This is a genomic window from Cupriavidus pauculus (assembly GCF_008693385.1).
Taxonomy (GTDB): Bacteria; Pseudomonadota; Gammaproteobacteria; order Burkholderiales; family Burkholderiaceae; genus Cupriavidus; species Cupriavidus pauculus_D.
Window position 1 is genome coordinate 502,140 of sequence record NZ_CP044065.1, and the last position, 24,616, is coordinate 526,755.

Annotated in this window: 24 protein-coding genes; 10 read left to right on the forward strand and 14 right to left on the reverse strand. The window is 66.9% G+C overall.

Annotation, left to right across the window (positions count from 1 at the left end; translation table 11 throughout):
* Positions 1-5: 5 nt before the first annotated feature.
* Together FOB72_RS02390 and FOB72_RS02395 are read right to left on the reverse strand one after the other, a co-directional pair.
* Positions 6-1,511 (reverse strand): GGDEF domain-containing protein, encoded by a 1,506-nt coding sequence (locus tag FOB72_RS02390; protein WP_223851390.1) that lies wholly within the window; start codon positions 1,509-1,511, stop codon positions 6-8.
* Positions 1,512-1,641: 130 nt separating this feature from the next.
* Positions 1,642-3,087, reverse strand: a complete 1,446-nt coding sequence (locus FOB72_RS02395) for a PLP-dependent aminotransferase family protein (protein WP_150371068.1) — start codon at positions 3,085-3,087, stop codon at positions 1,642-1,644.
* 176 nt (positions 3,088-3,263) lie between these two features.
* Between FOB72_RS02395 and FOB72_RS02400 the strand changes: the two genes are divergently transcribed.
* Positions 3,264-3,674: a hypothetical protein gene (locus FOB72_RS02400; protein ID WP_150371069.1), complete on the forward strand. Its 411-nt coding sequence runs from the start codon at positions 3,264-3,266 to the stop codon at positions 3,672-3,674.
* Positions 3,634-5,253: an NAD(P)/FAD-dependent oxidoreductase gene (locus tag FOB72_RS02405; RefSeq protein WP_150371070.1), complete on the forward strand. Its 1,620-nt coding sequence runs from the start codon at positions 3,634-3,636 to the stop codon at positions 5,251-5,253. The genes FOB72_RS02400 and FOB72_RS02405 overlap by 41 nt, the downstream gene beginning before the upstream one ends.
* Before the next feature lie 9 nt (positions 5,254-5,262).
* Here the strand turns inward: FOB72_RS02405 and FOB72_RS02410 are convergent, their stop codons facing one another.
* Entirely contained in the window at positions 5,263-6,549 is a 1,287-nt protein-coding gene (locus FOB72_RS02410) for a TIGR03862 family flavoprotein (protein ID WP_150371071.1), read from the reverse strand.
* 113 nt (positions 6,550-6,662) lie between these two features.
* Between FOB72_RS02410 and FOB72_RS02415 the strand changes: the two genes are divergently transcribed.
* On the forward strand, positions 6,663-7,235 hold the full coding sequence (locus tag FOB72_RS02415; RefSeq protein WP_150371072.1) for a DUF1415 domain-containing protein: 573 nt from the start codon (positions 6,663-6,665) through the stop codon (positions 7,233-7,235).
* Here the strand turns inward: FOB72_RS02415 and FOB72_RS02420 are convergent.
* Positions 7,226-8,131: a class I SAM-dependent methyltransferase gene (locus FOB72_RS02420; RefSeq protein WP_150371073.1), complete on the reverse strand. Its 906-nt coding sequence runs from the start codon at positions 8,129-8,131 to the stop codon at positions 7,226-7,228. The two genes, FOB72_RS02415 and FOB72_RS02420, sit on opposite strands and share 10 nt — an antisense overlap.
* A gap of 260 nt (positions 8,132-8,391) precedes the next feature.
* On the opposite strand from FOB72_RS02420, the gene FOB72_RS02425 reads away from it, so the two are divergent.
* Both FOB72_RS02425 and FOB72_RS02430 read left to right on the forward strand, forming a co-directional pair.
* The gene (locus FOB72_RS02425) at positions 8,392-10,002 is read left to right on the forward strand and encodes a DUF342 domain-containing protein (protein WP_150373714.1); all 1,611 of its coding nucleotides are present in this window, start codon (positions 8,392-8,394) and stop codon (positions 10,000-10,002) included.
* A gap of 299 nt (positions 10,003-10,301) precedes the next feature.
* On the forward strand, positions 10,302-10,718 hold the full coding sequence (locus FOB72_RS02430; RefSeq protein ID WP_191002176.1) for a response regulator transcription factor: 417 nt from the start codon (positions 10,302-10,304) through the stop codon (positions 10,716-10,718).
* Position 10,719: 1 nt separating this feature from the next.
* Here the strand turns inward: FOB72_RS02430 and FOB72_RS02435 are convergent, their stop codons facing one another.
* The 10 genes from FOB72_RS02435 to FOB72_RS02480 all read right to left on the reverse strand — a co-directional run bounded on the left by FOB72_RS02435 (position 10,720) and on the right by FOB72_RS02480 (position 19,573).
* On the reverse strand, positions 10,720-11,094 hold the full coding sequence (locus tag FOB72_RS02435) for a hypothetical protein (RefSeq protein ID WP_150371074.1): 375 nt from the start codon (positions 11,092-11,094) through the stop codon (positions 10,720-10,722).
* Between the two features lie 46 nt (positions 11,095-11,140).
* Entirely contained in the window at positions 11,141-11,830 is a 690-nt protein-coding gene (locus FOB72_RS02440) for a DUF1120 domain-containing protein (protein WP_191002177.1), read from the reverse strand.
* Between the two features lie 235 nt (positions 11,831-12,065).
* Positions 12,066-13,742 carry an L-lactate permease gene (locus FOB72_RS02445; protein WP_150371076.1) on the reverse strand — a complete coding sequence of 559 codons (1,677 nt, stop codon included), beginning with the start codon at positions 13,740-13,742 and terminating at the stop codon, positions 12,066-12,068.
* A 264-nt stretch (positions 13,743-14,006) separates the two neighbouring features.
* Positions 14,007-14,651, reverse strand: coding sequence for a glutathione S-transferase family protein (locus FOB72_RS02450; protein WP_150373715.1), 645 nt, complete (start codon positions 14,649-14,651; stop codon positions 14,007-14,009).
* 111 nt (positions 14,652-14,762) lie between these two features.
* Complete coding sequence (locus FOB72_RS02455; RefSeq protein ID WP_150371077.1) at positions 14,763-15,950, reverse strand: PLP-dependent aminotransferase family protein; 1,188 nt, start codon at positions 15,948-15,950, stop codon at positions 14,763-14,765.
* Positions 15,951-15,996: 46 nt separating this feature from the next.
* On the reverse strand, positions 15,997-16,452 hold the full coding sequence (locus FOB72_RS02460; RefSeq protein WP_150371078.1) for a RidA family protein: 456 nt from the start codon (positions 16,450-16,452) through the stop codon (positions 15,997-15,999).
* A gap of 10 nt (positions 16,453-16,462) precedes the next feature.
* Positions 16,463-17,470, reverse strand: a complete 1,008-nt coding sequence (locus FOB72_RS02465) for a DMT family transporter (RefSeq protein WP_223851391.1) — start codon at positions 17,468-17,470, stop codon at positions 16,463-16,465.
* Between the two features lie 22 nt (positions 17,471-17,492).
* Positions 17,493-18,131: a LysE family translocator gene (locus tag FOB72_RS02470; RefSeq protein ID WP_150371079.1), complete on the reverse strand. Its 639-nt coding sequence runs from the start codon at positions 18,129-18,131 to the stop codon at positions 17,493-17,495.
* Entirely contained in the window at positions 18,128-18,856 is a 729-nt protein-coding gene (locus tag FOB72_RS02475; RefSeq protein ID WP_150371080.1) for an alanyl-tRNA editing protein, read from the reverse strand. Before FOB72_RS02475 ends, FOB72_RS02470 begins: the two co-directional genes overlap by 4 nt.
* Before the next feature lie 30 nt (positions 18,857-18,886).
* Positions 18,887-19,573 (reverse strand): VOC family protein, encoded by a 687-nt coding sequence (locus FOB72_RS02480; RefSeq protein ID WP_150371081.1) that lies wholly within the window; start codon positions 19,571-19,573, stop codon positions 18,887-18,889.
* Positions 19,574-19,762: 189 nt separating this feature from the next.
* On the opposite strand from FOB72_RS02480, the gene FOB72_RS02485 reads away from it, so the two are divergent.
* The 5 genes from FOB72_RS02485 (at position 19,763) to FOB72_RS02505 (ending at position 24,612) form a co-directional block, all read left to right on the forward strand.
* Positions 19,763-21,187 carry a PLP-dependent aminotransferase family protein gene (locus FOB72_RS02485; RefSeq protein WP_223851392.1) on the forward strand — a complete coding sequence of 475 codons (1,425 nt, stop codon included), beginning with the start codon at positions 19,763-19,765 and terminating at the stop codon, positions 21,185-21,187.
* 102 nt (positions 21,188-21,289) lie between these two features.
* Positions 21,290-23,191 carry a molecular chaperone HtpG gene (gene htpG / locus FOB72_RS02490; RefSeq protein WP_150371083.1) on the forward strand — a complete coding sequence of 634 codons (1,902 nt, stop codon included), beginning with the start codon at positions 21,290-21,292 and terminating at the stop codon, positions 23,189-23,191.
* 32 nt (positions 23,192-23,223) lie between these two features.
* Positions 23,224-23,724, forward strand: coding sequence for a DNA-deoxyinosine glycosylase (locus FOB72_RS02495; RefSeq protein WP_150371084.1), 501 nt, complete (start codon positions 23,224-23,226; stop codon positions 23,722-23,724).
* Between the two features lie 224 nt (positions 23,725-23,948).
* Positions 23,949-24,134, forward strand: a complete 186-nt coding sequence (locus tag FOB72_RS02500; protein WP_150371085.1) for a type II toxin-antitoxin system HicA family toxin — start codon at positions 23,949-23,951, stop codon at positions 24,132-24,134.
* A 58-nt stretch (positions 24,135-24,192) separates the two neighbouring features.
* Positions 24,193-24,612 (forward strand): type II toxin-antitoxin system HicB family antitoxin, encoded by a 420-nt coding sequence (locus FOB72_RS02505; protein ID WP_150371086.1) that lies wholly within the window; start codon positions 24,193-24,195, stop codon positions 24,610-24,612.
* Positions 24,613-24,616: the final 4 nt, after the last annotated feature.

The window sequence follows — 24,616 nt, forward strand, 5'->3', positions numbered from 1 at the left end:
AGACTTCACTCGTCGCCGGACTGGCGGCGTTCGTTGCCCATCTTGGCGTAGTGCGCGCGCTTGGCCTCGTACATGCGCGCGTCGGCGATCTTGCAGGTGTCCGTCAGGCGCTCGCCCTGCGCGCAGGTCGCGGCGCCGATCGAGAACGACAGCCGCACGCCCGGGTAGAAGCTGTTGTTCAGTTCCACGACCTGTTCGATCTGCTCGACGACCGTCGAGGCGCCGCGCTCGTCGCGGCCGGGCAGCAGCACCATGAATTCGTCGCCGCCCGTCCGGGCCACGCACGCCTGTTCCCCCACCGCCTTCTTCAGGACCTCGCCCGTACGGCGCAGCAGCGCATCGCCGTCGCTGTGGCCGAACTGGTCGTTCACGACCTTGAGCCCGTTGAGGTCCACCGCGATGACGCTGACCGGCCACGGTCCCTTGCGGCCGAGGCGCGCGAGTTCGTCCTCGTAGTACGCGCGGTTGAACAGCTTGGTCAGCACGTCGTGCTTGCCGAGGAATTCGACGTAGGCCTCGGCCTTCTTGCGCGCGGTGATATCGGTCAGCGATACGAGTACCTGGTCCCAGTCCGCCTCGCGGCCCGGAAACACCGACCATTGCATGAACACGTCGACGGCGCGGCCATCGAGCGCGTAGTTGATGACCTCGCGCTGCTGCCACAGCTTCTCGTGCCACAGGTCGACGAGCTGCTCCGCGAAGTGGATGCGCATGTCGTCGCGGAACACGTCGCCGAGCCGGGAGAGCAGGATGTCCTTGGTCGGCGCGCTGAACATCGACAGTGTCTGCTGGTTGACGTCGAGCACGCGGATTTCCTGCATGCAGCGCGTGACGAAGTCCGGATGCACGTTCAGGAATGTGCGGAAGTCGGTGATGCCCGCCGCGCGCACTTCGTCGAGCAGCATCTTCACCGCGCTGAAGTCTTCCACCCACAGCGAGACCGGCGAATGTTCGAACAGCCCCACCGCATACTGCTGGCTCCGGCGCAGGTCGCGTTCCGTGCGGACGCGCGCGGTAATATCCTCGACCGACAGCAGCACGCGCGACCAGTCCGATTCGTGCCCGGGCATGACGCTGGCTTCGAGCCGGATGTCGAGCCGCTCGCCGTCGAGCGTGTAGTTCACGGTCTGGCTCGAGAAATGATTGCCGCCGTCCCAGAGCTGGCCCAGTTCCTCGACATGCTGGTCGAACATGTCGTCACGGAACACCGCATCGAGGTTGGCCACGAGATCGCCAAAGTCCGCCGCGCGGAAGAGGGTGAGCGTGCGGCGGTTGACCGAGACGACACGGATGAGCGCGGAGCAGCGCGCCACTTCCGCGGGGTTCGCGCGCAGGTAGGCGCGCAGATCGGTCACCCCTTCGGCGCGCAACTGCTCGAAGGCCTCGCGCACGGCGCTGAAATCCTCGAGCCAGAGCGATACCGGCGCCAGCTGGAACAGCGTCTCGTAGTCGTTATCGATCGTGGCGTTGATGGTGTCTTCGAGCGGCGTGGCAGCGCGTTCGCTATGCAAATCTCTTCTCCCGGAATCCGCTGGGGCGGCCTGTCTGTACTAGCGCATTAGGATAGGCGAGCGCGCCCGGATTGGGGGAGAAAACTTGCAGGTCGATGCCTGCTTCCAACACTTCGCGGCCGGAATCCGCTCAGCGCGCGCCCTGCAGGACGATGGTGGCGAGCGTATCGAGCGCGCGTTCGATCTCGTCCGACCGCGGCGCCCCGCAATTGACGCGCAGATAGCGGTCGTAGCGCGTGGAATTGGAGAACATCGCTCCCGGCAGCACGCGAATGCCCTGCTGCAGCGCGCGGTCAGCGATGCGCGAGCCCGACAGGTCTTCCGGCAGCGCGATCCACAGGTGCATGCCGCCGCGCGGCAGCGTCAGCCGCGTGCCTTCGGGGAACGTGCGCGCGATCCTGCCGGCCACCCATTCCCGCTGCGCGCGCAATTGCACGCGCAGGCGGCGCAGATGGCGTTCGAGGCCGCCGTCGTGCATGAAGTCCGCGGCAATGATCTGCGGCAGCGCCGCGTTGGGCCGGGTGATGCCGATCTTGATCATCTCCACGCGCGCCTGCCACTTGCCCGCGGCCATCCAGCCCAGCCGCAGGCCCGGCGCGAGGACCTTGTTGAGCGACGCGCAATAGATCACGTTGCCGGTCGTATCCCACGCCTTGGCGGCCGCGAGCGGCACGTCGTCATCGACGGTGCCCGAGAAGCAGTCGTCCTCGATCAGCGCGAGGCCGCGCCCTTCGCACCAGGCGACCAGCCGCGCCTTGTTCGCGTCCGGCATGATGCAGCCGAGCGGATTCTGCAGGTTCGGCACCACCACCACGGCCTTGATGTCCGCATGCGTTTGCGCCGCGAGTTCGAGCGCCTCCAGCGAGATGCCGGTCTGCGGGCTGCAGGGTACCTCCACCGCGCGCAGGCCGAGGCTTTCCAGCGTCTGCAGCAGGCCGTAGTACGTGGGCGACTCCACCGCGACGGCATCGCCGGGCGACGTGACCGCGCGCAGGGCAAGGTGCAGCGCCTCGGTGCAGCCGTAGGTGATGGCGATATCCTCGGGCGCCACGCGAATGCGCGCGCGCATCGCATGACGGGCCACGGCCACGCGGAAGGGCGCGTGGCCATCGGCCTGCACGACATGGCCGTACAGGTCGGGATGGCGGCGCAGCGCGCGCGTGGCGGCCGTGCGCAGCGCGTCGTTCGGATATAGCGCGGGCGCGCAGAACGCGCCGCCGAAATCGACGCGGATCTCGTGGCGCTGCCAGCTGGCCATGATCGACGAGATGCGCGCATGGATGCCCGCGAACTGCCCCGCGAGCTGATCGGCATCGGGCAGCGAGAGGTCGGGCTCCGCCAGCGGCCGCAATGCGGGACGCATGGGCGCGCAGACGAAATAGCCCGAGCGCGGCCGGGCCTCCAGCAGCCCCGCGGCTTCGAGCTCGCGGCATGCCTGCAGCGCCGTGGAGAGGCTCACGTCGTGCAGGCCCATCAGCGTGCGCACGGACGGCATGCGGTCGCCGGGCGCGAGCGTGCCGGCGTGAATGGCCTGGCGGTAGCGGGTGGCGAGTTGCTGATAGAGCGGGGCGGTCATGCTGGTGATGATCGGTGAACGCGGGCGACAGGAACAGATACAGACGCGGGGGCTCTGTATCGTAACAGAGCAGATTTTTCTTATCTGTTCCGATTCAGGACACCAATCCTTGTGTCTGTCTCGGCCGGTGGCGGGCCGATACGCTGGAGTCCATGCCATCCCCACCGGAGCACGCCATGGACAGGCCACCGCGACTGACAACCCAACATATCGATCTCGCACCGGGGCAGGTGCTGCGTACGCACCTTCCGCGCGGCGCGGTGCTGCATGTGGCCTTGGGCCGCGTGACGCTGACGGGCGCGCCCGAATGGCTGGCGGAAACCGTGGTGCGGCCCTTCATGACCCTGGGCGGGGGCGCGACCGAGGTGGCCGGACACGGCGGCTGGGTCACGATCGCCGCGGCCGGTCCGGCTTCGCTGCGATTGATTCTGCCGGCGCCGCATCGATGGTGGCACTGGCTGATAAAATCGCGGCCTGGCCGTTCTGGACTCCTGCCGGGTAACACCTGGCCACCAGACACACAGGCCGACGTTTCATCAGGTCCCCATGCTACGACTCAGCGAAGTAAAACTCCCGCTCGACCATGACGAGGGTGCGATCGAGGCCGCCGTGCGCGCGGCTCTTGCGCAGATCGGCGTCAAGAATGACGGTCTTGTCGGGTTCACGGTCTTCCGGCGCGCGCACGATGCGCGCAAGCGTTCCGACATCAAGCTCACCTACATCATCGATATCGAGGTGAAGGACGAGGCGGCGGCCATCCGCCGCATGGCGGGCAAGCCGAACTGGAGCATCACGCCGGACATGACCTACCGCTTCGTGGCGCAGGCGCCCGCGGGCGGGCCGGAGAAGCGTCCCGTGGTGATCGGGCTCGGGCCGTGCGGCCTGCTGGCCGGGCTGATTCTCGCGCAGATGGGGTTCCGTCCCATCATCCTCGAACGCGGCAAGGAAGTGCGCGAGCGCACGAAGGACACGTTCGGGCTGTGGCGCAAGAGCGTGCTGAATCCGGAGTCGAACGTGCAGTTCGGCGAAGGCGGCGCGGGCACGTTCTCCGACGGCAAGCTGTACAGCCAGATCAAGGATCCGAAGCATTACGGCCGCAAGGTGCTCGAGGAGTTCGTGCGCGCGGGCGCGCCGGACGACATCCTCTTCAAGGCACGGCCCCATATCGGCACGTTCCGCCTCGTGAGCATGGTCGAGAAGATGCGCGCGGAGATGCTGTCGCTGGGCGCGGAGATCCGCTTCGAGACGCGCGTCGATGATTTCGACATCGACAAGGGACAACTGCGCGGCCTCAAGCTGTCGACCGGCGACTATCTGCCGTGCGAGCACGTGGTACTCGCGGTGGGCCATAGCGCGCGCGACACGTTCGAGGTGCTGCACGAACGCGGCGTGTTCATGGAGGCCAAGCCGTTCTCGCTGGGCTTCCGCATCGAGCATCCGCAGGGCATGATCAACCGCAGCCGCTTCGGCAAGTTCGCGGGCAACAAGCTGCTTGGCGCGGCCGACTACAAGGTCGTGCATCACTGCAGCAATGGCCGCGCGGTCTACAGCTTCTGCATGTGCCCGGGCGGCACCGTGGTGGCCGCGGCATCGGAGCCTGGGCGCCTCGTGACCAACGGCATGAGCCAGTATTACCGTGCCGAGCGCAACGCCAACGCGGGCATCGTGGTGGGCATCACGCCCGAGCGCGATTACCCGGGCGGCCCGCTCGCGGGTATCGCGTTCCAGCGCAAGTGGGAAGAGCGCGCATTCGAGCTCGGCGGCAGCGACTATCGCGCGCCGGGGCAGCTCGTGGGCGACTTCCTCGCGCGGCGTCCCTCGACATCGCTCGGTTCGGTGGAGCCGTCGTACAAGCCCGGCGTGACGCCGACCGACCTCAGCACGGCGCTGCCGGACTACGTGATCGACGCGATTCGCGAAGCGTTGCCCGAGATCGACAAGAAGGTGGCCGGCTTTGCGATGCACGACGCGGTGCTGACCGGCGTGGAGACGCGCACATCGTCGCCGCTGCGCATCGAGCGCGACGACAGCTACCAGAGCGTCAACGTCAAGGGCCTGTATCCGGCCGGCGAAGGCGCCGGGTATGCGGGCGGCATCTATTCCGCGGCGATCGATGGCATCGAGGTCGCGGAAGCGGTGGCGCTGGCCATCACCCACGGCGCATAAGTGCGGCCGCTATCGCTTCAGATAGTCGGCGGCACCCATGCCCGCCACGCGCCCGCTGCCGAAGCACGCGGTCAGCAGATAGCCGCCGGTCGGCGCTTCCCAGTCGAGCATTTCCCCCGCGCAGAACACGCCCGGCAGGGCGTTCAGCATCAGGCGATCGTCCATCGCCTCGAAGCGGACGCCGCCGGCCGAGCTGATGACCTCGTCGATCGGCCGCGCGCGCTCGAGCCGCAGCGGCAGCGCCTTGATCGCGGCCGCCAGCGCGACGGGATCGTGCATGGCCTCTTTCGACAGCACTTCGCGCAGCAGGCCGGCCTTGACGCCGGCAATGCCGAGGCGGCTCTGCAGATGGCTGGAAACCGAACGCGAGCCGCGCGGCCGGCCGATCTCGCGCGCCACGTCTTCCGCGGCGCGGCCCGGTGCGAGGTCCAGCGTGATCGTGGCATGGCCGTCGGCCTCGATGCGATCGCGGATCGGCGCGGACAGCGCGTACACGAGGCTGCCCTCGATGCCGGACTCGCTGATCACGAACTCGCCGAGACGATGCCAGGGGGTGCCGTCGAGGGCGGTCACCGACATCGCCACGGACTTCACCGGTTCGCCCGCGTTGCGCGCGCGAAAGACATCGCTCCACGCAATCTCGAAGCCGCAGTTCGCGGGGCGCAGCGGGGCGATATCGACGCCGCGCGCGGCGAGCATCGGTATCCACGCGCCATCGGAACCCAGTCGCGCCCAGCTGCCACCACCGAGCGCGAGCACCACGGCGCGCGCATGGACGGTCGCCTCGCCATCCTTCGTGGCAAAGCGCAGCGCGTGCCTGCCATCGGCCAGTCCGTCGCGGGCGGAATCGAATCCGAGCCATCGGTGCCGCATGTGAAAGCGCACGCCGCGCTCGCGCAGCCGGTGCAGCCACGCGCGCAACAGCGGCGCGGCCTTCATGTCGGTGGGAAACACGCGGCCCGAACTGCCGACGAACGTGTCGATGCCGAGCGCATGCACCCAGTCGCGCAACGCCTGTGCGCCAAAGGCTTCGAGCCACGGCGCGATGTCCGGCGCGCGGCTGCCGTAGCGGCCCAGGAATGCATCGGCCGCTTCCGCGTGCGTGAGGTTCATGCCGCCCTTGCCGGCCATCAGGAACTTGCGGCCCACCGAGGGCATGGCGTCGTACACGTCCACACGCAGCCCGTTTGCCGCAAGCATCTCGGCGGCCATGAGGCCGGCCGGACCGCCGCCGATCACGATGGCATCGCGGCGATCGTCGTCGGCATGGGGGGCGTGGGGAGCGGCAGCGGACATGTGGGAGGAGGGTGGCGTGAGCGGTGGGGATGCGCGGCGGGTGGGGCGGGCCGATTATAAGCGTTGGTCCGCATTGTCGGCAGTAGAATGGCGTTTTGCCGCGCCGTGCCACCATGTTCCCAGAATCTTCCACGCCCACCGACGAACGCGTCGTCGCCGACACGCGCCACTGGCTCTCGCGTGCCGTGATCGGCCTGAACCTGTGCCCGTTCGCCAAGAGCGTGTACGTGAAGGAGCAGGTGCGCTACGTCGTGAGCCGCGCCACGGAAGAGGGCGCGCTGATCGACGACCTCGAGCGCGAACTGCGCTGGCTTGCGGAGGCCGATCCGGCGCAGACCGACACGACGCTGCTGATCCTGCCCGATGTGCTGCAGGACTTCCTCGCCTACAACGACTTTCTCTATCTGGCCGACAGTCTGCTGCAGAGCCTGCGGCTCGATGGCGTGCTGCAGATCGCCAGCTTCCATCCGCGTTACCAGTTCGAGGGTACCGGCCCCGACGATATCGAGAACTTCACGAACCGTTCCCCGTGGCCGATCCTGCATCTGCTGCGCGAGGACAGCATCGAGCGCGCTGTCGACGCGTTTCCCGATGCGGCCGATATCTACGAGCGCAACGAGGCCACGATGCGGAAACTCGGCCCCGAAGGCTGGCGCCAATGGATGGACGGCGACGCTCAGGCCTGAGCCGTCGTAAAGAAGCGCTCGCGCATCTCCTGCAGGCCGAGCGTGGCCAGCACGTCGTCTAGCCGCTCGGCCGGGCGGCGGCGCGGCAGGTCCTTGAACTGCGCGACGATCAGTTCGTTCTTCATCGAGTGTTCCCAGCCCACGAGTTCGGTCACGCTGACCTGATATCCGTGCGCTTCCAGCTGCAGGCAGCGCAGCACGTTGGTCACCTGGCTGCCGAACTCGCGCGTGTGAATCGGATGCCGCCAGATTTCCGTCAGCGGATTGCCGGCCAGCTGCACGCCCTTGTTCTTGCGCAGCACCGCGGCCACCTCGGCCTGGCAGCACGGCACCAGCACGATATGGCGCGCCTGCTTGGCGAGCGCGAAGCGGATGGCATCGTCGGTGGCCGTGTTGCACGCATGGAGGGCCGTGACCACGTCGATGGTCTCCGGCAGCGCGGGCGAGGTGATGGAGTCCGCGACGGACAGGTTCAGGAACGACATGCCCCCGAAGCCGAGCCGACCGGCCAGTTCGCGCGATGTGGCGACCAGTTCCTCGCGTGTCTCGATGCCGAAGATATGGGAATCGTCCTCGAGCGCCTTGAAGAACAGGTCGTAGAGGATAAAGCCCAGGTACGACTTGCCCGCGCCATGATCGACGAGCGAGACGCGGCCCTTCGCTGCTTTCACGTCCGCCAGCAGCGGCTCGATGAACTGGAACAGGTGATAGACCTGCTTGAGCTTGCGGCGGCTGTCCTGATTCATCTTGCCGTCGCGCGTGAGGATGTGCAGCGCCTTCAGCAGCTCGATGGACTGGCCGGGACGGATATCGTTGGGATCCGACGGCGCCGTGGCGGGCGTGGCGGACTTTCCGGACTTGCCGGATCTGGCGGGCTTTGGGGAGTTGGCTGGCATGGCGAGGCGGGAATACAAGGCGACAGTTTACCGAAGTCCTGCCGCGCAGGCGCTGCCCGGCAAAAATATGAAGTACTAGGCGCTTTAGTGCCTTTTATGTGATTCCCCACTTTTGTGGGCTCAAGTTCACCCAGAACCGTCCGTCAACCAAAGATCGACGACAACTATTAGCAGGACGACCAAGGTGGACCCCGAGCGGAGGGGTCGTGGGCCGACAGGCCGCACCGGCGTCCGGCATGGCCAGAAAGAAGCGGGGACACATGATTGCCGACGGGGGTTTGCGTCTGGAGTTGAGTCAGCCTGGGGAGCAGGTTCGTGCCTGCTTCGCGCCGGTGGCGGATCGCATGCCGCCGGACCGCACCGCGCTGCAGGAAAGCCTCGTGGCGCAGGGCTGGCAGGACGCGCGGCTCGATGCCGACGCGGTCAACGCGTTTCTCGCGCAGTGCCAGCTGGCCGAGCACGAGATCGACGCGGTCATCGGCACGCTGCTCGACGGCGAATTCGAACTCGAGGTGTCCGAGGACAAGCTCGTGCTGCGGCTGACGCTCGTGCCGCCCGAGGGCGGCAAGCCGATCGAGCTCGAGGATATCCGCGCGGCCATCGCGGGACTGCAGGTCACCGCGCCGCTCGACCTGCCGGCCATCACGTCCGCGCTTGCCACCGGCAGCTGCGAGAACGTCGACATCGCGCGCGGTACCGCGCCGGTCCCCGGCACGCCGGCCCGCTTTACGAGCATGGTGCAGCCGCGCAAGCCGGTCATGTCGGAAGGGGAGGACGGCCGCTTCGATCTGCGCGATCTCGGCAGCCTGCTGCTCGTCAATCCCGGCACCGCGCTGATGCGCCGCACGCCGGCCGTGCCCGGCCGCGAGGGCGTCGATCTCTTCGGCAAGCCGATTCCCGCCGAACTTGTGGAAGACGTGCCGTTCGACGACGATCTGACGGGCGTCGCGGCCGACCCCAACGATGCCAATCTGCTGCTCGCCGTGATCGCGGGCTCGCCCAAGGTCGTGCCGCGCGGCGTGACCGTGAGCCCCGTCGTGGACGTGGAGGCGGTGGACCTGCATTCGGGCAACGTGACGTTCGACGGCTCGCTGCGCGTGTCCGGCGACATCCGCACGGGCATGTCCGTGAAGGTGACGGGCGACGTCGTGGTCAATGGCACGATCGAGGCCGCGCACGTGGAAGCGGGTGGCGACGTGATCGTCAAGGGCGGCATCATCGGCAAGGCCGAGAGCGCGCATGGCGACAGCGACGAGATCGCGAGCGTGCGTAGCCGGGGCGCCGTGCATGCGCGCTATATCCAGAACGCGATCGTCGAGGCCGTGACCGAGGTGATCGTGGAGTCCGGCATCCGCCAGAGCGATGTCTCGGCGGGCGAGCGCGTGGTGGTCGGCACGCCCACGGGCCAGGGCAGCATCAGCGGCGGCCGCACGCGCGCGATGGCCACCGTCAGCGTGGCCACGCTGGGCGCGCCGGCCGGTACCGCGACCGCGGTGCAGGTGGGCCTCAACCCGTTCGCGGACCAGCAGCGCGCCGAACTCGAGGCGCAACGGCGCAAGGTGCTCGAGGATCAGGCCAAGCTCCAGCAACTGGTGGCGTTCTTCGCCAAGCATCCCGAGCGGGCCACGGGCGAGGTCCGCGAGAAGGCGCGCGCGACCATGCACAAGATCAACCGCGACCTGTTCGAACTCGAGGCCGAGATCGCGCGCATGACCGAGCAGATGAAGCCGGCCGCGGACGCGGTGATCGTGGCGGGCAGGCGTATCCATGGCGGCGTCACGCTGCAGGTGGGCCACAAGGTGCTCAAGGTCATGGAGGACAAGCCCGGCGGCCAGGTGCGCGTGCTCGACGACCGGATCCAGGTGAACTGACAGCCTGCGTTACGGGTGTCGTGACACGTTACGTCAGGCGTAACGTAACGCGCCCCTGGGCGCGCGGGGTGTCCCGAGCACCGGCCACGCGCGCGGCCACGTGCCGCGTCGCCCGGCGCGCCGCGCGTCCGGGTGCGAAAGCCAGTCGTGACAAGGGATTGCCGGTCGCGGCGCGCGCTGGAACGCGCGAAGCGCAAGAGCCGAACGCGGGTCGGAAGGGGTGACGAATTCTGGCAATGTGGCTGGCACGGCGTTTGCGGTATGTCTCCCGACAGAAAACAACTACGGGGAGAGGAAACATGTCGACGATGGTCATCGAATCGCATCCGCTCGTGCGCCTTGGCATGCAACGCATGCTCGAACGCATGCCGGGTGTGGGCGCCGTGCGCAGCCTGGAGCCCAGCGCCGTGATGGGCCTGCGGGAGAGCCCCGAGGAAGCGCTGGTCCTCTTCGGCATGTCCGAGGATGCGACCGACAACTGGTATCTGCTGCGACGCCTGCATCAGGCGATGCCGAACGCGCGCATCCTGCTGCTGTCGGACAACATGTGGCTGCGCGTGCCGTCGTCGCTGCAGACCTGCGGCGTGGTGGAACACCTGCCGAAGTCCGCGTCCATCGAGCGCATGGAAGCCGCCATCCGCAACATCCTGGAAGACGACTACATGCCGCTGCCGATGCCGGGCCGCCACGCATGGGAGGCCGTGCAGCACCAGTGAATTACTGACGCCACACCACGTGCGCGACGGCGGCGCAGGTCGCCATCGCGCCCGTCCACTTTCTCTCCGTCACGGTCCGGATCTGCTGTGCCTCGGGCATGGCGATCGGCCGCTGACGCCGCTCCGCCAGATTGTTCGCGATGTTCGTCGCGACGGTCCGGCACTGCGTCTCCGCGGTGCTACGCCGCAACACGAAATCCGGGTAGCGGTAATTCATCGTCAGCATGAAGCCATCCGCGACATACTCCACCGTGTATTCGGTGGACATGTCGTACGTCGACATCTGACGTGTGGAGGCCGGCGGCGGGGGTGTCGTCGTGCTGCACGCCGTGGCCAGCGCGCATGTCGTTGCGGCCAGCGCCAATCTGATCTTCACTGCGGGGCTCCCGGTTGTCTGCCATCAGCCCGCGATGGTAGCGCGATTACAGATAACTGAGCGAGATCGTGGCCAGGCCGTCGATCTGCACTTCCTGATCGAGCGGCGGCAGATCGCCGGTCTTGCCCAGTGCGAGCGTGACCTTGATCGGTTGCGTGATGACCTTGTACGCGGCCGGGGGACTGGAGCTCGACGGCGCCCATGCGTGCAGCCGCACGCCCGGTTGCGCGGGCCCCAGCAGCGAGCTGATCCATTGCTTGCCGCCATCCTGCGAATAGACGGCCGTCACGCTGGCGCCATCGGCCGTGGCCTGCACGCCGGCATTGGAGCCGAGCATCAGCGAATAGGCGCCGATGGTCTTGCCGCCGATCGCGCCGACCCCGAACGTGTACCCCGGCGTGGAAATCAGCGCGGTGCCCGCGGCCTCGTTGACGGTGCCGGCGCGGTTGTCGGTGGTGGTGATGCCGACCTTCGTGGCCGTGTTGCAGGTGATGGTCAGCGTCACGATCTGCGCGGGAAGCACCGTGGCCGCGGTCGCGCTCAGTGCGCGCGCGGAGATGGTGCCGAAATCCGCGATGGCACCGCCGGACAGGGCGGTACTGCAGGCAGCGGGACGGATGACGCCGGTTACGGTGAGGTCGGCGGAACCGGCTGCGTGCGCGCCGATGGGGGCGAGGCAAGACACCGCGGCGGCGATGACAGCCGCGGCGCGCGCGATCCGGCGAGGGCCGCGCAAGTCGGGATGGGGAACGTTGGAATGGTGAAAGACGGGATGGATTAAGCGCGTGTGCATGATGGTGCGGGGGCGGAATGGCGAAGACCTATGCATTCTCGTTGCCGTCGCGGCCTCGATGAATCGCTGTTTCTTTAAAACGAACGCAAAGTGACGCGCAAACAAAAATGCCGCCCGGCGCAGACCGAGGCGGCATCGAAGGTGTCCTGCCCGCTGACGCGAGCAGGGAAGTGCAAATTCAATGAACGACCATGTGCGTGAACGGCGGCACATAGGCCTGGAGCGTTACGAAAAGTCCGACCAGAATCGCGAGCGCGATCGAGTGGAAGAACACGTAGCGAAGGATGTCGCCCTCGTGGCCGTACCACTTCGTCGCGGTGGAGGCCACGACGATCGACTGCGCGTCGATCATCTTGCCCATCACGCCGCCCGAGCTGTTGGCCGAGGCCATCAGGATCGGCGACAGGCCCAGCTGCTCCGCGGTGGTCTTCTGCAGGCCGCCGAACAGCACGTTGGAGGCCGTGTCGGAACCGGTCAGCGCCACGCCGAGCCAGCCCAGCATCGTGCCGAACAGCGGGTACAGCACGCCCGTCTGCGCGAACGCGAGGCCGAGCGTCGCGTCCAGGCCCGAATAACGGGTCAGGTAGCCGATGCCGAACATCGCGCAGATCGTCAGCAGCGAGTAACGCGTGAGCTTGATCGTCTCCCAGTACTCCTTGATCAGGCGTGGCACCGAGTAGCCCATCAGCAGGCCGCCGACGATGGCCGATACCAGGATGCCGGTACCGGCCATCGACAGCACGTTGAACGTGAAGACCGCGCCTTCGGCGGTTTCCTTCGGCACCACGGGCGGCCCCTTGAGGACCATCTTGTCGAGGCCCGGAATCGGAAATTTCCACTGCCACAGGCCGTCCATCAGTTTCTTGAACTCCGGGATCCCCCACATAAATACGAAAACGGTGAGGATGACCCACGGCATCCATGCCTTGACCACCGAGATGCCCGCCGACGCGGCGGTCGCCCTGGCATCGGCCTCGATCGCTTCCGCGTGATCGACCTTCGAGTCGTCATCGCGGCCGAGAATCTTGGTCGAGGTCCAGATTTCCTTCGGCTGCCAGATCTTCAGGAAGCCTGCCAGGCAGCCCATCGAGATCAGGGCCGAAATCACGTCCACGAGCCACGGGCCATGGAAGTTCGACACGAGGAACTGCGGAATCGCGAAGCTGACGCCGGCCACGAGAATCGCGGGCCAGATCGCGAGCATGCCGCGGAAGCCCGCGAACGCCCAGATCAGCCAGAACGGCACGAGCACCGAGAAGAACGGCAGCTGGCGGCCGATCATCGCGGACAGCGCGGTCTGCTCCAGGCCCGTGACCGCGGACAGGCCGATGATCGGCGCACCGAGCGCACCGAAGGCCACGGGCGCGGTATTGGCGATGAGCGCCAGGCCCGATGCCGCGAGCGGCGAGAAGCCGAGGCCGATCAGGATCGCACCGGTCACCGCCACCGGCGTGCCGAAGCCCGCCGCGCCTTCGAAGAACGCGCCGAAGCTGAAGGCCACGAGCAGCAGCTGGAGCCGCCGATCCTCGGTGATGCCCGAGATCGAGTTCTGCAACACCTTGAATGAGCCGTTCAGGGTGGTGAGCCGGTGCAGGAAGATGATGTTGAGCACGATCCAGCCGATCGGGAACAGGCCCGATACGATGCCGAGACCGGCCGCCTTGCTGGCCATCTCCGCCGGCATGCCGAACACGAACGACGCCACGATGACACCGACCACCAGCGCCAGGCCGGCGGCGAAGTGGGCCTGCAGATGGAAAAATGCGAGCGCCGCGAGCAGCACGGCGACAGGGACACCCGCGGCAATGGTCGACAGCGCCATATTGCCTAGCGGGTCATAGACTTGACTCCACACGATGACTCCTCCTCTGGTGTTGGCGGCCGCCTTGCCTCTTTGTGCCTGGACGACCGTTTTGCCACGTGCGGCGACCGCCGCTTGTATGGCAAATGTCGGATTTTAAGGAGCGGTCTATCGCGAACGGCCCAAATTCCGGTCACGGACTCCGTGAATCGGATTCAGGGATCAGGGTTTGCTCGGGGGAGCGAGGGCATCGCGACGCACGTTCCTGGGACCCAACGGGAGGGTACTCCTCAAACGCGCGTTCGATTTCGAGGGAAATTACTGGAGGGGGAGGACGAGGATGCCGGTCGCGGCCGGGCGGGCGCGCATGGCGGCAAGCCAGCGCTCGAGATGCGGTCGCGCGGCGTGGGGTGCGGGTGTGCCGAACCAGCGATGGGCGGCGCAGGCGAGCGAGATGTCGGCCATGGTGAAGCGGTCGCCGCCGATGAATTCCTTGCCTTCGAGCGCGGCGTCAAGCATGGCCGCGAGCGGCTCGGTACGGGCGCACGAGGCCGCGATCACGGCGTCGTCGCGGGCGTCGGCCGGCGCACGCACGAGGTTCAGGAAGGCCGGCCCCATGGCGGGGCTGAAAGCGGTCGTCTGCCAGTCCATCCACCGGTCCGCGGACGCGCGCGCCTTGACGTCGGCGGGCCACAGCGTGCCCTCGCCATAGCGCGCGCACAGATAGCGCACGATCGCGTTCGACTCCCACAGCACGAACGGTTCGCCACCGACGTCCGTGCCGCGGAAATCCTCGATCACGGGAATCAGGCGGTTCGGGTTGAGCCGCACATAGGCTTCGGTGTCCAGCTCCCCGCGCACGTGGCCGATATCGATGCGTTCGTGGTCGAGGTGCAGCTCGCGCGCGCACCAGACCACCTTCTGCACGTTGATCGACGAGAGCCGGCCCCAGATGCGGAGCATGCCCTGGCCCTGTCCGTCGTCTGCACCGAAGTCTGGCTGTGCCATCGCGCGGGTTCCCGTGTTCGCTATGTGAGGTCGATCGGTCGATCGGTCGATCGGTCGATCGGTCGATCAGGCCGCGCGGGCCTGCGGCGCGGCCTGCGCGATCGCTTCGCGGAACAGCTCGCCAAGGATCGTCACGCCCTGCTCGATGCGTTCCGGCGGTACCGTCACGAACGCGAGGCGCAGCGTGTTCTTGCGCGGCGCGCCCGCATAGAACGGCGCGCCCGGCACGTAGGCCACGTTGCGGCGCACGGCTTCCTCGAGGATCTTCATGCTGTCGAGGCCTTCGGGCAGCTCCACCCAGATGAACATGCCGCCTTCGGGGCGGTTCCAGGTCACGCCCGCGGGCATATGGCGCGTCAGCGCGTCGAGCATGCACTCGCACTGCTTGCCGTACAGGTCGCGGATGGTCGGGATATGGCGCTCGAGCAGGCCGTCGCGCACGCTCTCGTACGCGAGGCGCTGCGTGAAGCTGGGCGTGTGCAGGTCCGAGGCCTGCTTGGCCTGGCATAGCTTGAAATGCAGGTCGGGCGGGGCGATCACGAAGCCGAGGCGCAGGCCGGGGGCCAGGATCTTCGAGAACGAGCCCATGTAGATCACGCCGTCCGGGTTCATCGACAGCAGCGTCGGCAGCTGGTCGCCGGTATAGCTCAGTTCGCCGTAGGGATCGTCTTCCACGATCAGCAGGTCCAGTTCCTTCGCGCGCGCGATCAGCGCCTGGCGGCGCTCGAGCGGCAGGCGGCGGCCGGTCGGGTTCTGGAAGTTCGGCAGCGCGTACAGGAAGCGCGCGCCGCTGGTCAGTTCACGCGTCAGTGCCTCGGGCAGCAGACCGCGTTCGTCGGTCGGCACCGACACGAATTCGGGTTCGAACAGCGAGAAGGCCTGCAGCGCGCCGAGGTAGCTCGGCGTCTCCACCAGCACGGGGCTGCCCGGGTCGATCATGACCTTCGCGATCAGGTCGAGCGCCTGTTGCGAGCCGGTGGTGATGAGCACGCGTTCCACCCCCACGTTGTAGCGCTTCGCCACGAACTCGCGCAGCGGCAGATACCCCTCGGTGGAAGCGTACTGCAGCGCGGCCTGCGGGTTGTCGGCGAATACACGGGCTACCGCGGCTTCCATTGCCGCTACCGGGAACGATGCCGGAGAGGGCAGGCCGCCGGCGAAGGAAATGACTTCCGGACGCTCGGTGACCTTCAGGATTTCGCGGATGGCCGAGCTGGTCAGTTGCTGTGCCCGGCGGGAGATAGCCCATTTCATGATGTGTCTCTACTGGTCGTGGGGGTGAATCGTGTGGGGTGCTAGGTTACTTCACTTCGACGATCATTTCGATCTCGACGCAGGCGCCGAGCGGAATCTGCGCCACGCCGAAGGCGCTACGCGCATGCTTGCCCTTGTCGCCGAACACTTCCACGAGGAATTCCGAGCAGCCGTTGGTCACCAGATGCTGTTCGGTGTACTCGAGCGTGGAGTTGACGAGGCTCATGACCTTGACGATGCGCGTGACGCGGTTCAGGTCGCCCACATGGGCGTGCAGCGTGGCGAGCAGGTCGATGGCGATCGCGCGCGCGGCGGCCTTGCCGGTTTCGGTATCGACGTCCTTGCCGAGCTTGCCGACCCAGGGCTTGCCATCCTTCTTCGCGATATGGCCCGACAGGAAGACCGTGTTGCCGGTCTGCGCGGCCATCACGTAGGCGGCGGCCGGTGCGCCCGCGGTGGGCAGTTCCACGCCGAGGCGCGAGAGGGTGTCATAGACGGACATGCATTCTCCTTCAGTGAAAACGTCCCGGGGCCGTGGGCCGGGTATCGAGGCGGGTGTTCAGGCTGGTATTCGGTCTGGCATCCGGGCCAGAGCCTGGCTGGCCTGCCGGGGCCGCGCCGCCCACGGCCGCCCGCCGGCCCAGCGCCACCACGGCGATGACCGCGATGGCAAAACCGATCGTCGCGGCGTCGAGCGGCTCGCCCAGAATGAGGGCGCCGCCCGCGAGTGTAAGAAACGGTTGCAGCAATTGTATCTGGCCGACGCGGGCCACGCCGCCTTTTGCCAGTCCGGCGTACCAGAACAGGAAGCCGACGAACATCGAGAACACGGACACATAGGCCATGCCGAGCCATGCGCGCGGAGACGCGGCGGCAATGGCGGCGGCGTCCGCGTGCGCGAGCCAGCCCACCACGGGAAGCAGCAGCGGCAGCGACACCACGAGCGCCCAGCTGATGGTTTCCAGTCCGCCGAGTTCGCGCGAGAGCTTGCCGCCTTCGGCGTAGCCGAGCGCGCCGAGCACCACGGCCGCGAACAGATACCAGTCGGCGTGCTGCAGGCCGCCCGCACCTTGCCACAGCGCAAAGCCCACCACGAGCGCGCTGCCCGCGAGCGCGGACAGCCAGAAGGCGAACGAGGGGCGCTCCTGCCCGAACCATGCGGCGAACACGGCCGTGGCCAGCGGCAGCAGGCCGATGACGATCGCGCCGTGCGCGGCGGGTACCTCGCGCATGGCCAGCGACGAGAACACCGGGAAACCGGCCACGACGCCGACGGCCGTGACGATCAGCCGCGCCCATTGCCGGCCGCGCGGCCGCCGGTCCGCCGCCAGCGCGCCGCGCAGGGCCAGCAGGCCGAGCGCGAGCACGGCGGCGATGACCGCGCGCCCGAGCGCCACGAATAGCGCGTCGAACTCGGCCACGGCCATGCGCGTGAACGGCAGCGTCTGGCTGAAGATGGCCACGCCGATGAATCCCAGCAGCATGCCGCCGCCGGCGGGGGTGTTCGTGTGTTGTGTCATGGCGCAGGTCTCCGTCGTCGTGCTAATGGGCACCGGGGCGGGCGCCCATGGCGATCCACAGCGCCGTGGCGCCGAGCGCGAGTCCCATGATCCGGTTGAACCACGCCACGCGGTTGCCGTGCGAGAGCCATTGGCGCAGCGACGCGCCGAGCACGCCGTAGAACCCGTTGCTGATAAAACCGAGCGTCGCGAACACCGCGCTGACGAGCGCCGCGCGATGGAGCGTCGAGGGCGCGCCGGCCATATAGGACGCGGCGACGGCCAGCGACAGCATCCACGCCTTGATGTTCGCGTACTGCAGCGCCGCCGATTGCCACACGGTCATCGGGCGCAGGACCTGCTTCTCCGAAAGCCTGGTGCCGCGTGCGATGCGTGCCGCGAGCCACAGCAGATAGATCACGCCGGCCACGTGGATGAGCGTGGCGAGCCACGGGCTTGCGAGAATCAGCGCGCCGACACCGGCCGCGCAGAGCGCGACGATGCTCGCGAACCCGATCGACACGCCGAGGCTGTGCGGCAACGTGGCGCGCGCGCCGAAGTTCGCGCCGGTGACGGCGGCGATGGTCGTGTTCGGGCCGGGGGTGAACGTACCGACGACCAGCAGCGTGACGAGCGCGAGAAACTGTTCGGGGGGCAGACCGGCAAGCCAGGCGTTGTTCATGCGAAATTCACGACCACGCGTCGGTTGGTGCGGCTCTTCTTCTCGATCTTCGTGACGACGATCGCGCCGATCTCGCGCGTGTTGGCCACATGCGTGCCGCCGCACGGCTGGCGATCGACGCCGGGAATCTCGATGATGCGGATGGTCTCGGTACCGGCCGGCGGCGCGGCGCCGATCGTGCGCACGAGGTCGGGCTGCGCGGCGAGCGCTTCCGGCGTGATGCGGTCGATGCGCAGTTCCGTCTGCGCGTCGATCAGGGCGTTGAGCCGTGTGGTCAGGTCCGCCTTGTCGAGCGTCGACTCGGGCAGATCGAAGTCGATGCGCGCGGAGTCGGGCGAGATGCCGCAGCCCGTCACGGGCACGGGAATCAGCGAGCCCAGCAGATGCAGGCACGTGTGCAGGCGCATCAGGCGATGGCGGCGCGTCCAGTCGATGGTCACCGTCACGCGATCGCCCACGGCGGGGCGGGCTGGGTTCGAGGGGGCGTCGGATGCCAGCACGTGCACGATGCGCGTGCGATCGTCGGCGTAGACCGTATCGGCGATCGCCAGCGTGCTGCCGTCGGCGAGCGTGAGCGTGCCGGTGTCGCCAGCCTGTCCGCCGCTGCGCGCGTAGCACACGGTCTGGTCGAGTTCGATGCCGTCGTCGCTCGCGGCGATCACGGTGGCCTCGCACGAGGTCAGGTAGGCATCGTCGTCGAAGCGCTTGCGGGTGGGGGCGGACATCCGGGGTCTCCGTTCTTCTGGGTGCTGGGGCTACTGCAGCGTCTTCACGCCGTTCGGGGTTTCGATTTCGGCGCGCAGCAACGGCACGCCATCGGTCTGTTCGATCGCGATCAGGTGGTCGGCGCCGATCCACGCGAGGCCCTGGCGCAGCAGTTCCGCATGCGGATGGCTGCCGTGCAGCCTGCGCAGGGCGAGGTCCTGTCGCGGCAGGCTCCTGCCGGGATAGTCGGCCACGTCCCACTGGATCAGCGTCGGGAACACGCCCTCGCCGGCGCTGGCCGCCTCGCCGCGCCACGCGGGCAGCGAGCCGTCGTCCGGCACCGTGAGGCGCCAGTGCAGATGGCCGCGCGACATGGGAATGGCGGGGGCGATGCGGTCCGGATACTGCGCCTGCCAGCGCGACAGGTCGGCGGGGCGTTCCACGCGCGCAGCCCAGTGCAGCAGGAACGGGCCGTCGCGCAGGCGCTGCTGCACGAGTTCGCCATCGAGGCCGAACCAGCGTGGCCGCTCGGGCGCGTGCTGGCCCGTTGCCGCGGGATCGATGGCGATGACTTCGAGATAGACGCCGCCATACATGCCGAGCACGCGGTTGTGCGTGCCCATGCGCGCATGGGCGCCCCCGCCGGCCGGCGCAACGCCGAGCGCGGCGGCTACGTAGTCGGCACCGGTGTCGAGGTCCGGCGCGGCAATCACGAGGTGGTCGAGGGCGAGTGTCATCGTGGGTTGATGGTAGACAAGGTTCTCGGTACAGTACCGGTACAGTTCTGCGGATCGTATTCTGTACAGTTGCGGGAGCACCACATGGAAAGCATCCAGGACGGCACCGAGCGTGCCGGCCAAGACCGCAAGGATAGTGAAAAAGGCGCCGGAAAAGCTAGCGCTGGCGCCCGATCCTTGCGTCTCGTCATGCCCGGGACCGAGCGCCTGCCCGACCCGGTGCCATCGGCCCAGATGACGCTGGTCGAGCAGCTCACCGAATGGGCCCGGTTGCGCATCGACGAGCGCGTGTTCCGCGCGGGCATGCGCATGCCCTCCATCCGGCAACTGGCGCAGGAAAAGGGCATCTCCCGCTTTACGGTGGTGGAAGCCTACGAGCGGCTGGTCGCGCTCGGCTACCTCGAGTCGCGCCGCGGTTCGGGCTTTTACGTGCGGGAGCGCGCGAGCCAGCATGCGGCGGCCATCGCGGCCACGCCGCCGACCTCGCGTGCCATTGACGTCACATGGCTGCTGCGCAGCATGTTCCACTCGGCGGAGCCTCACAAGGCGCCCGGTTGGGGGTTCCTGCCCAACGACTGGCTCGACGGCGAGCTCGTTGGCAGCGCGCTGCGCGGTCTGGGGCGCCAGCCCGGCAATCACTTCCTCGCCAGCGGTACGCCCCAGGGCTTTCTGCCGCTGCGGCAGCAGTTGCGGACGCGGCTGGAAGAGCTCGAGATCGGCGTCACACCCGAGCAGATCGTCATGACGTCGGGCATCACGCAGGCGTTCGACCTGATCGCGCGGCAGTTCCTGCATCCCGGCGATGCGGTGCTCGTGGGCGATCCCGCGTGGTTCGTGATGTTCGCGCGCTTTGCCGCGCAGGGTGCCCAGGTGATCGGCGTGCCGTACACGCCCGATGGGCCGGATCTGGAAGCGCTCGAGCGCATCGTGCAGGCGCATCGGCCCAAGCTGTTCGTGGTCAATTCCGTGCTGCACAACCCGACCGGCACCTCGCTCTCCGCGGCGCGCGCGTTCCGGCTGCTGCAACTGGCCGAGCAGTACGACTTCCTGATCGTCGAGGACGACATCTACTGCGACCTGTGCCCGCCCGGCCATGCGGCGACGCGGCTGGCCAGCCTCGACCAGCTGCGCCGCGTGATCTACCTCGGCAGTTTTTCCAAGACGCTCGCGGCCAACCTCCGGGTGGGCTTTATCGCGGCCAGCCCGGACCTCGCGGTCACGCTGACCGACAGCAAGCTGCTGACCGGCATGGCCACGCCCGAGATCAACGAGCGCGTGCTCTACAAGGTGCTGACCGAGGGCCACTACCGCAAGCACGTGGAACGCGTGCGCATGCGGCTGGACCGCGCGCGGGACGAGACCCGGCGCGCGCTCGAGGATCTGGGCCTGCGCATGTTCCCGGGGCAGTCGGCCGGCATGTACCTGTGGGCCGATTCGGGCGTGGACACCAATGCCATTGCCACGGCCGGCCACGAGGAGGGGTATCTGTTCGCGCCGGGCAGCCTGTTCTCGCCGTCGCAGCTGCCGTCGGGCTGGATGCGGTTCAACGTGGCCAGCAGTTCGGATCCCGGGATGCTGCGGTTTCTGGCCGTCCAGCTCGACCGCCGGCCTTGAAAATCCCGGGCCGCGTCCCTATTTCACCGCACATCGACCCCGCGCCGCTTTGACCGGCCGGGGCATTGACCTGTCGATTGTTTCGTTTTCAAGAGGAGAACCATGACCGCGCCGCACGAGACGATGAGCTTCCAGGCGGAAGTGAAGCAGCTGCTGCATCTGATGATCCACTCGCTGTACAGCAACAAGGAAATTTTCCTGCGCGAGCTGGTATCCAACGCCTCCGACGCCACCGACAAACTGCGCTTCGAGGCCATTGCCAATCCGTCGCTGCTCGAGAACGACGCCGATCTGGCCATCCGCATCGAAGCCGACGCCGCCACGCGCACGCTTCGTATCACCGACAACGGTATCGGCATGAGCCGCGACGAGGCGATTCGCAACCTCGGCACGATCGCGCGTTCGGGCACGAAAGAGTTCTTCCAGCAACTCTCGGGCGATCAGCAAAAGGATGCGGCGCTGATCGGCCAGTTCGGCGTGGGCTTCTATTCGGCATTTATCGTCGCGGACAAGGTCACGGTGGAAACGCGCCGCGCGGGCCTGGCGGCCGACGAGGCCGTGCGCTGGGAAAGCGCGGGCGATGGCGAATTCACGATCGACGCGATCTCGCGCGCCGAGCGCGGCACCACCATCACGCTGCATCTGCGCGAGGGCGAGGACGACTTCCTGTCCGCCTACCGCCTGCGCCATATCATCCAGAAGTACTCGGACCATATTTCGCTGCCGATTCGCATGCCCAAGGAAGAGTGGGACGCGGAGTCGAGCACGCACAAGGTCACGGGCGAATGGGAGAGCGTGAACCAGGCGAGCGCGCTCTGGACGCGTAACAAGAGCGATATCACCGACGAGCAATACCAGGCGTTCTACCAGCACCTGTCGCACGACAACCAGGCGCCGCTGACGTGGACGCACAACCGCGTGGAAGGGCGCAGCGAGTACACGCAGCTGCTGTACATTCCCGCGCGTGCGCCGTTCGATCTGTTCGATCGCAACCACAAGGCCGGCCTCAAGCTGTATGTGAAGCGCGTGTTCATCATGGACGATGCGGACCAGCTGCTGCCGGCGTACCTGCGCTTCGTCAAGGGCGTGGTGGACTCGGCGGACCTGCCGCTGAACGTGTCGCGCGAACTGCTGCAGGAGTCGCGCGATGTGAAGGCGATTCGCGAAGGCTGCACGAAGCGCGTGCTGTCGATGCTGGAGTCGCTGGCGGACAGCGAGGACGAAGCCGATCGCGCCAAGTACACGACGTTCTGGGAACAGTTCGGCCAGGTGCTGAAGGAAGGCACGGGCGAGGATCATGCAAACACCGAGCGGATCGCCAAGCTGCTGCGCTTTGCGTCGACGCATGCGGATACGGCCGAGCAATCGGTGTCGCTCGCCGCGTACGTGGGCCGCATGAAGGAAGGGCAGGACAAGATTTACTACGTCACGGCCGACACGTACGCCGCGGCCAAGTCGAGCCCGCACCTCGAGGTGTTCCGCAAGAAGGGTATCGAAGTCCTGCTGCTGACCGAGCGCGTGGACGAATACATGCTGTCGTTCCTGAACCAGTTCGATGGCAAGGACCTCGTCTCCGTCGCGCGCGGCGACCTCGACCTCGGCTCGCTGGCCGATGCCGAGGAGAAGGCCGAGCAGGAGAAGGCCGAGACCGAATGGAAGGAAGTGGTAGACCGCGCCAAGACCGTGCTCGAGGGGAAGGCCAAGGACGTGCGCGTGACGCTGCGCCTGACCGAATCGGCCTCGTGCCTGGTGTCCGACGACGGCGACATGAGCGGTTATCTGCAACGCCTGCTCAAGCAAGCTGGCCAGAAGGCCCCCGACGCCCAGCCGATCCTGGAACTGAACCCGGAGCATGCGCTGGTGAAGAAGCTGCGCGACATCCCCGACGGCGAAGCCTTCGGCGACCGCGTGCGGGTGCTGTTCGATCAGGCGCTGCTGGCGGAGGGCGGGATGCTGGACGATCCGGCGGCGTACGTGCAACGCGTGAACCGTCTGCTGGCCTGAGGTAGCGGAACGAGAGCCGGGGTGAGGGCACATTGACGACCAAACGGTGCTTTCCCCCGGTGGTGGACGCGAACACACGCGTCCTGATCCTCGGCAGCCTGCCGGGCGAAGTCTCGCTCGCGCAGAGCCAGTATTACGCGCACAAGCAGAACCGCTTCTGGCATCTGATGAGCGAGATCCTCGAACGGGATCTCGTCGGCATGGAGTACGCAAGCCGTCTTCAAACGCTCTTGCAACATCGCATCGGGCTTTGGGACGTGGTAGCGGAAGCGCAGCGCGCAGGCAGTCTGGACAGCAGCATTCGCAATCATGCGAGCAATGACCTGATCGCGTTGATCGAGACTTTGCCGAAGCTGGAAGTGATTGCGTTCAATGGCGGCACCGCGGAGAAGATCGGCACGCGCGCGCTCGGTTCGCTGACGGAGCGCTATCGGGTCATGCGGTTGCCATCCAGTAGTCCCGCTTACGCGGCGGTGCCCTATCGGGCGAAGCTGTCGGAATGGCTTCGCCTGCGAGCGTGCCTTGCCGCGTGACGCGACGGTACGGCTGCTTTCCCTATACACCGTTGTCAGTAGTTTTACTGTTCCGCCCTCTGTGCGCGGATCGCGGCAACCATCAGCCATTCGATCTACGTCACGAACCACGTCTCCCCGCAAAATGATGGAGCACACTGCCCCGCCTGATGGTCGTCGCGCCTTGCGAAATACAACATAGATGTTGTATCATCCGCTAGCCCCCCACATCAAACGGGGGATACATGAAGTACAGCGAGTTCCGACGCTGGCTGGCCAGGCAGGGTGCGACGTTCGAGAAGCACAAGGCTGGTTCCAGCCACTACCGAGTCACCCTGAATGGCAAGACAACGATCTTCCCTGATCACGGCGCCAGGGAAATCGGTACCGGCCTCGTCGAAGCCATCAAGAAGCAGCTCGGGATCAAATGACGCGATGCTCGCCCCGCGTTCTTGCGGCAGTTCTTCGCCATCCACGACAGGAGTTCCCATGTTTGCGTATCCAGTGAATTTGACGCCCGATGACAATGGCACGCTGCTGGTTACCTTCAAGGACGTGCCAGAAGCCATCACGGCAGGGGAATCGGAAGACGATGCACTGACACAAGCCTTGGATGCGCTGGAAGCGGCCTTCGAGATCTATTTCGCGGAGAAGCGGCCTATCCCTATGCCCTCCAAGCCGAAGCGAGGCCAGCGGGTGGTCCAGTTGCCGGTACTGACGGCCACCAAGGTGCTACTCGCTAACGAAATGTTGGCGCAGAAAGTACGCAAATCCGACCTGGCACGCCGAATGGGCATCAATCAAGTCCAGGTGGACCGAATGCTGAAGATGAACCACGCGACGCGTGTTGAATCGCTGGAAACGGCCCTTGGTACGCTGGGCCGGCATCTCGAAGTCAGCCTCGTCTGATCAC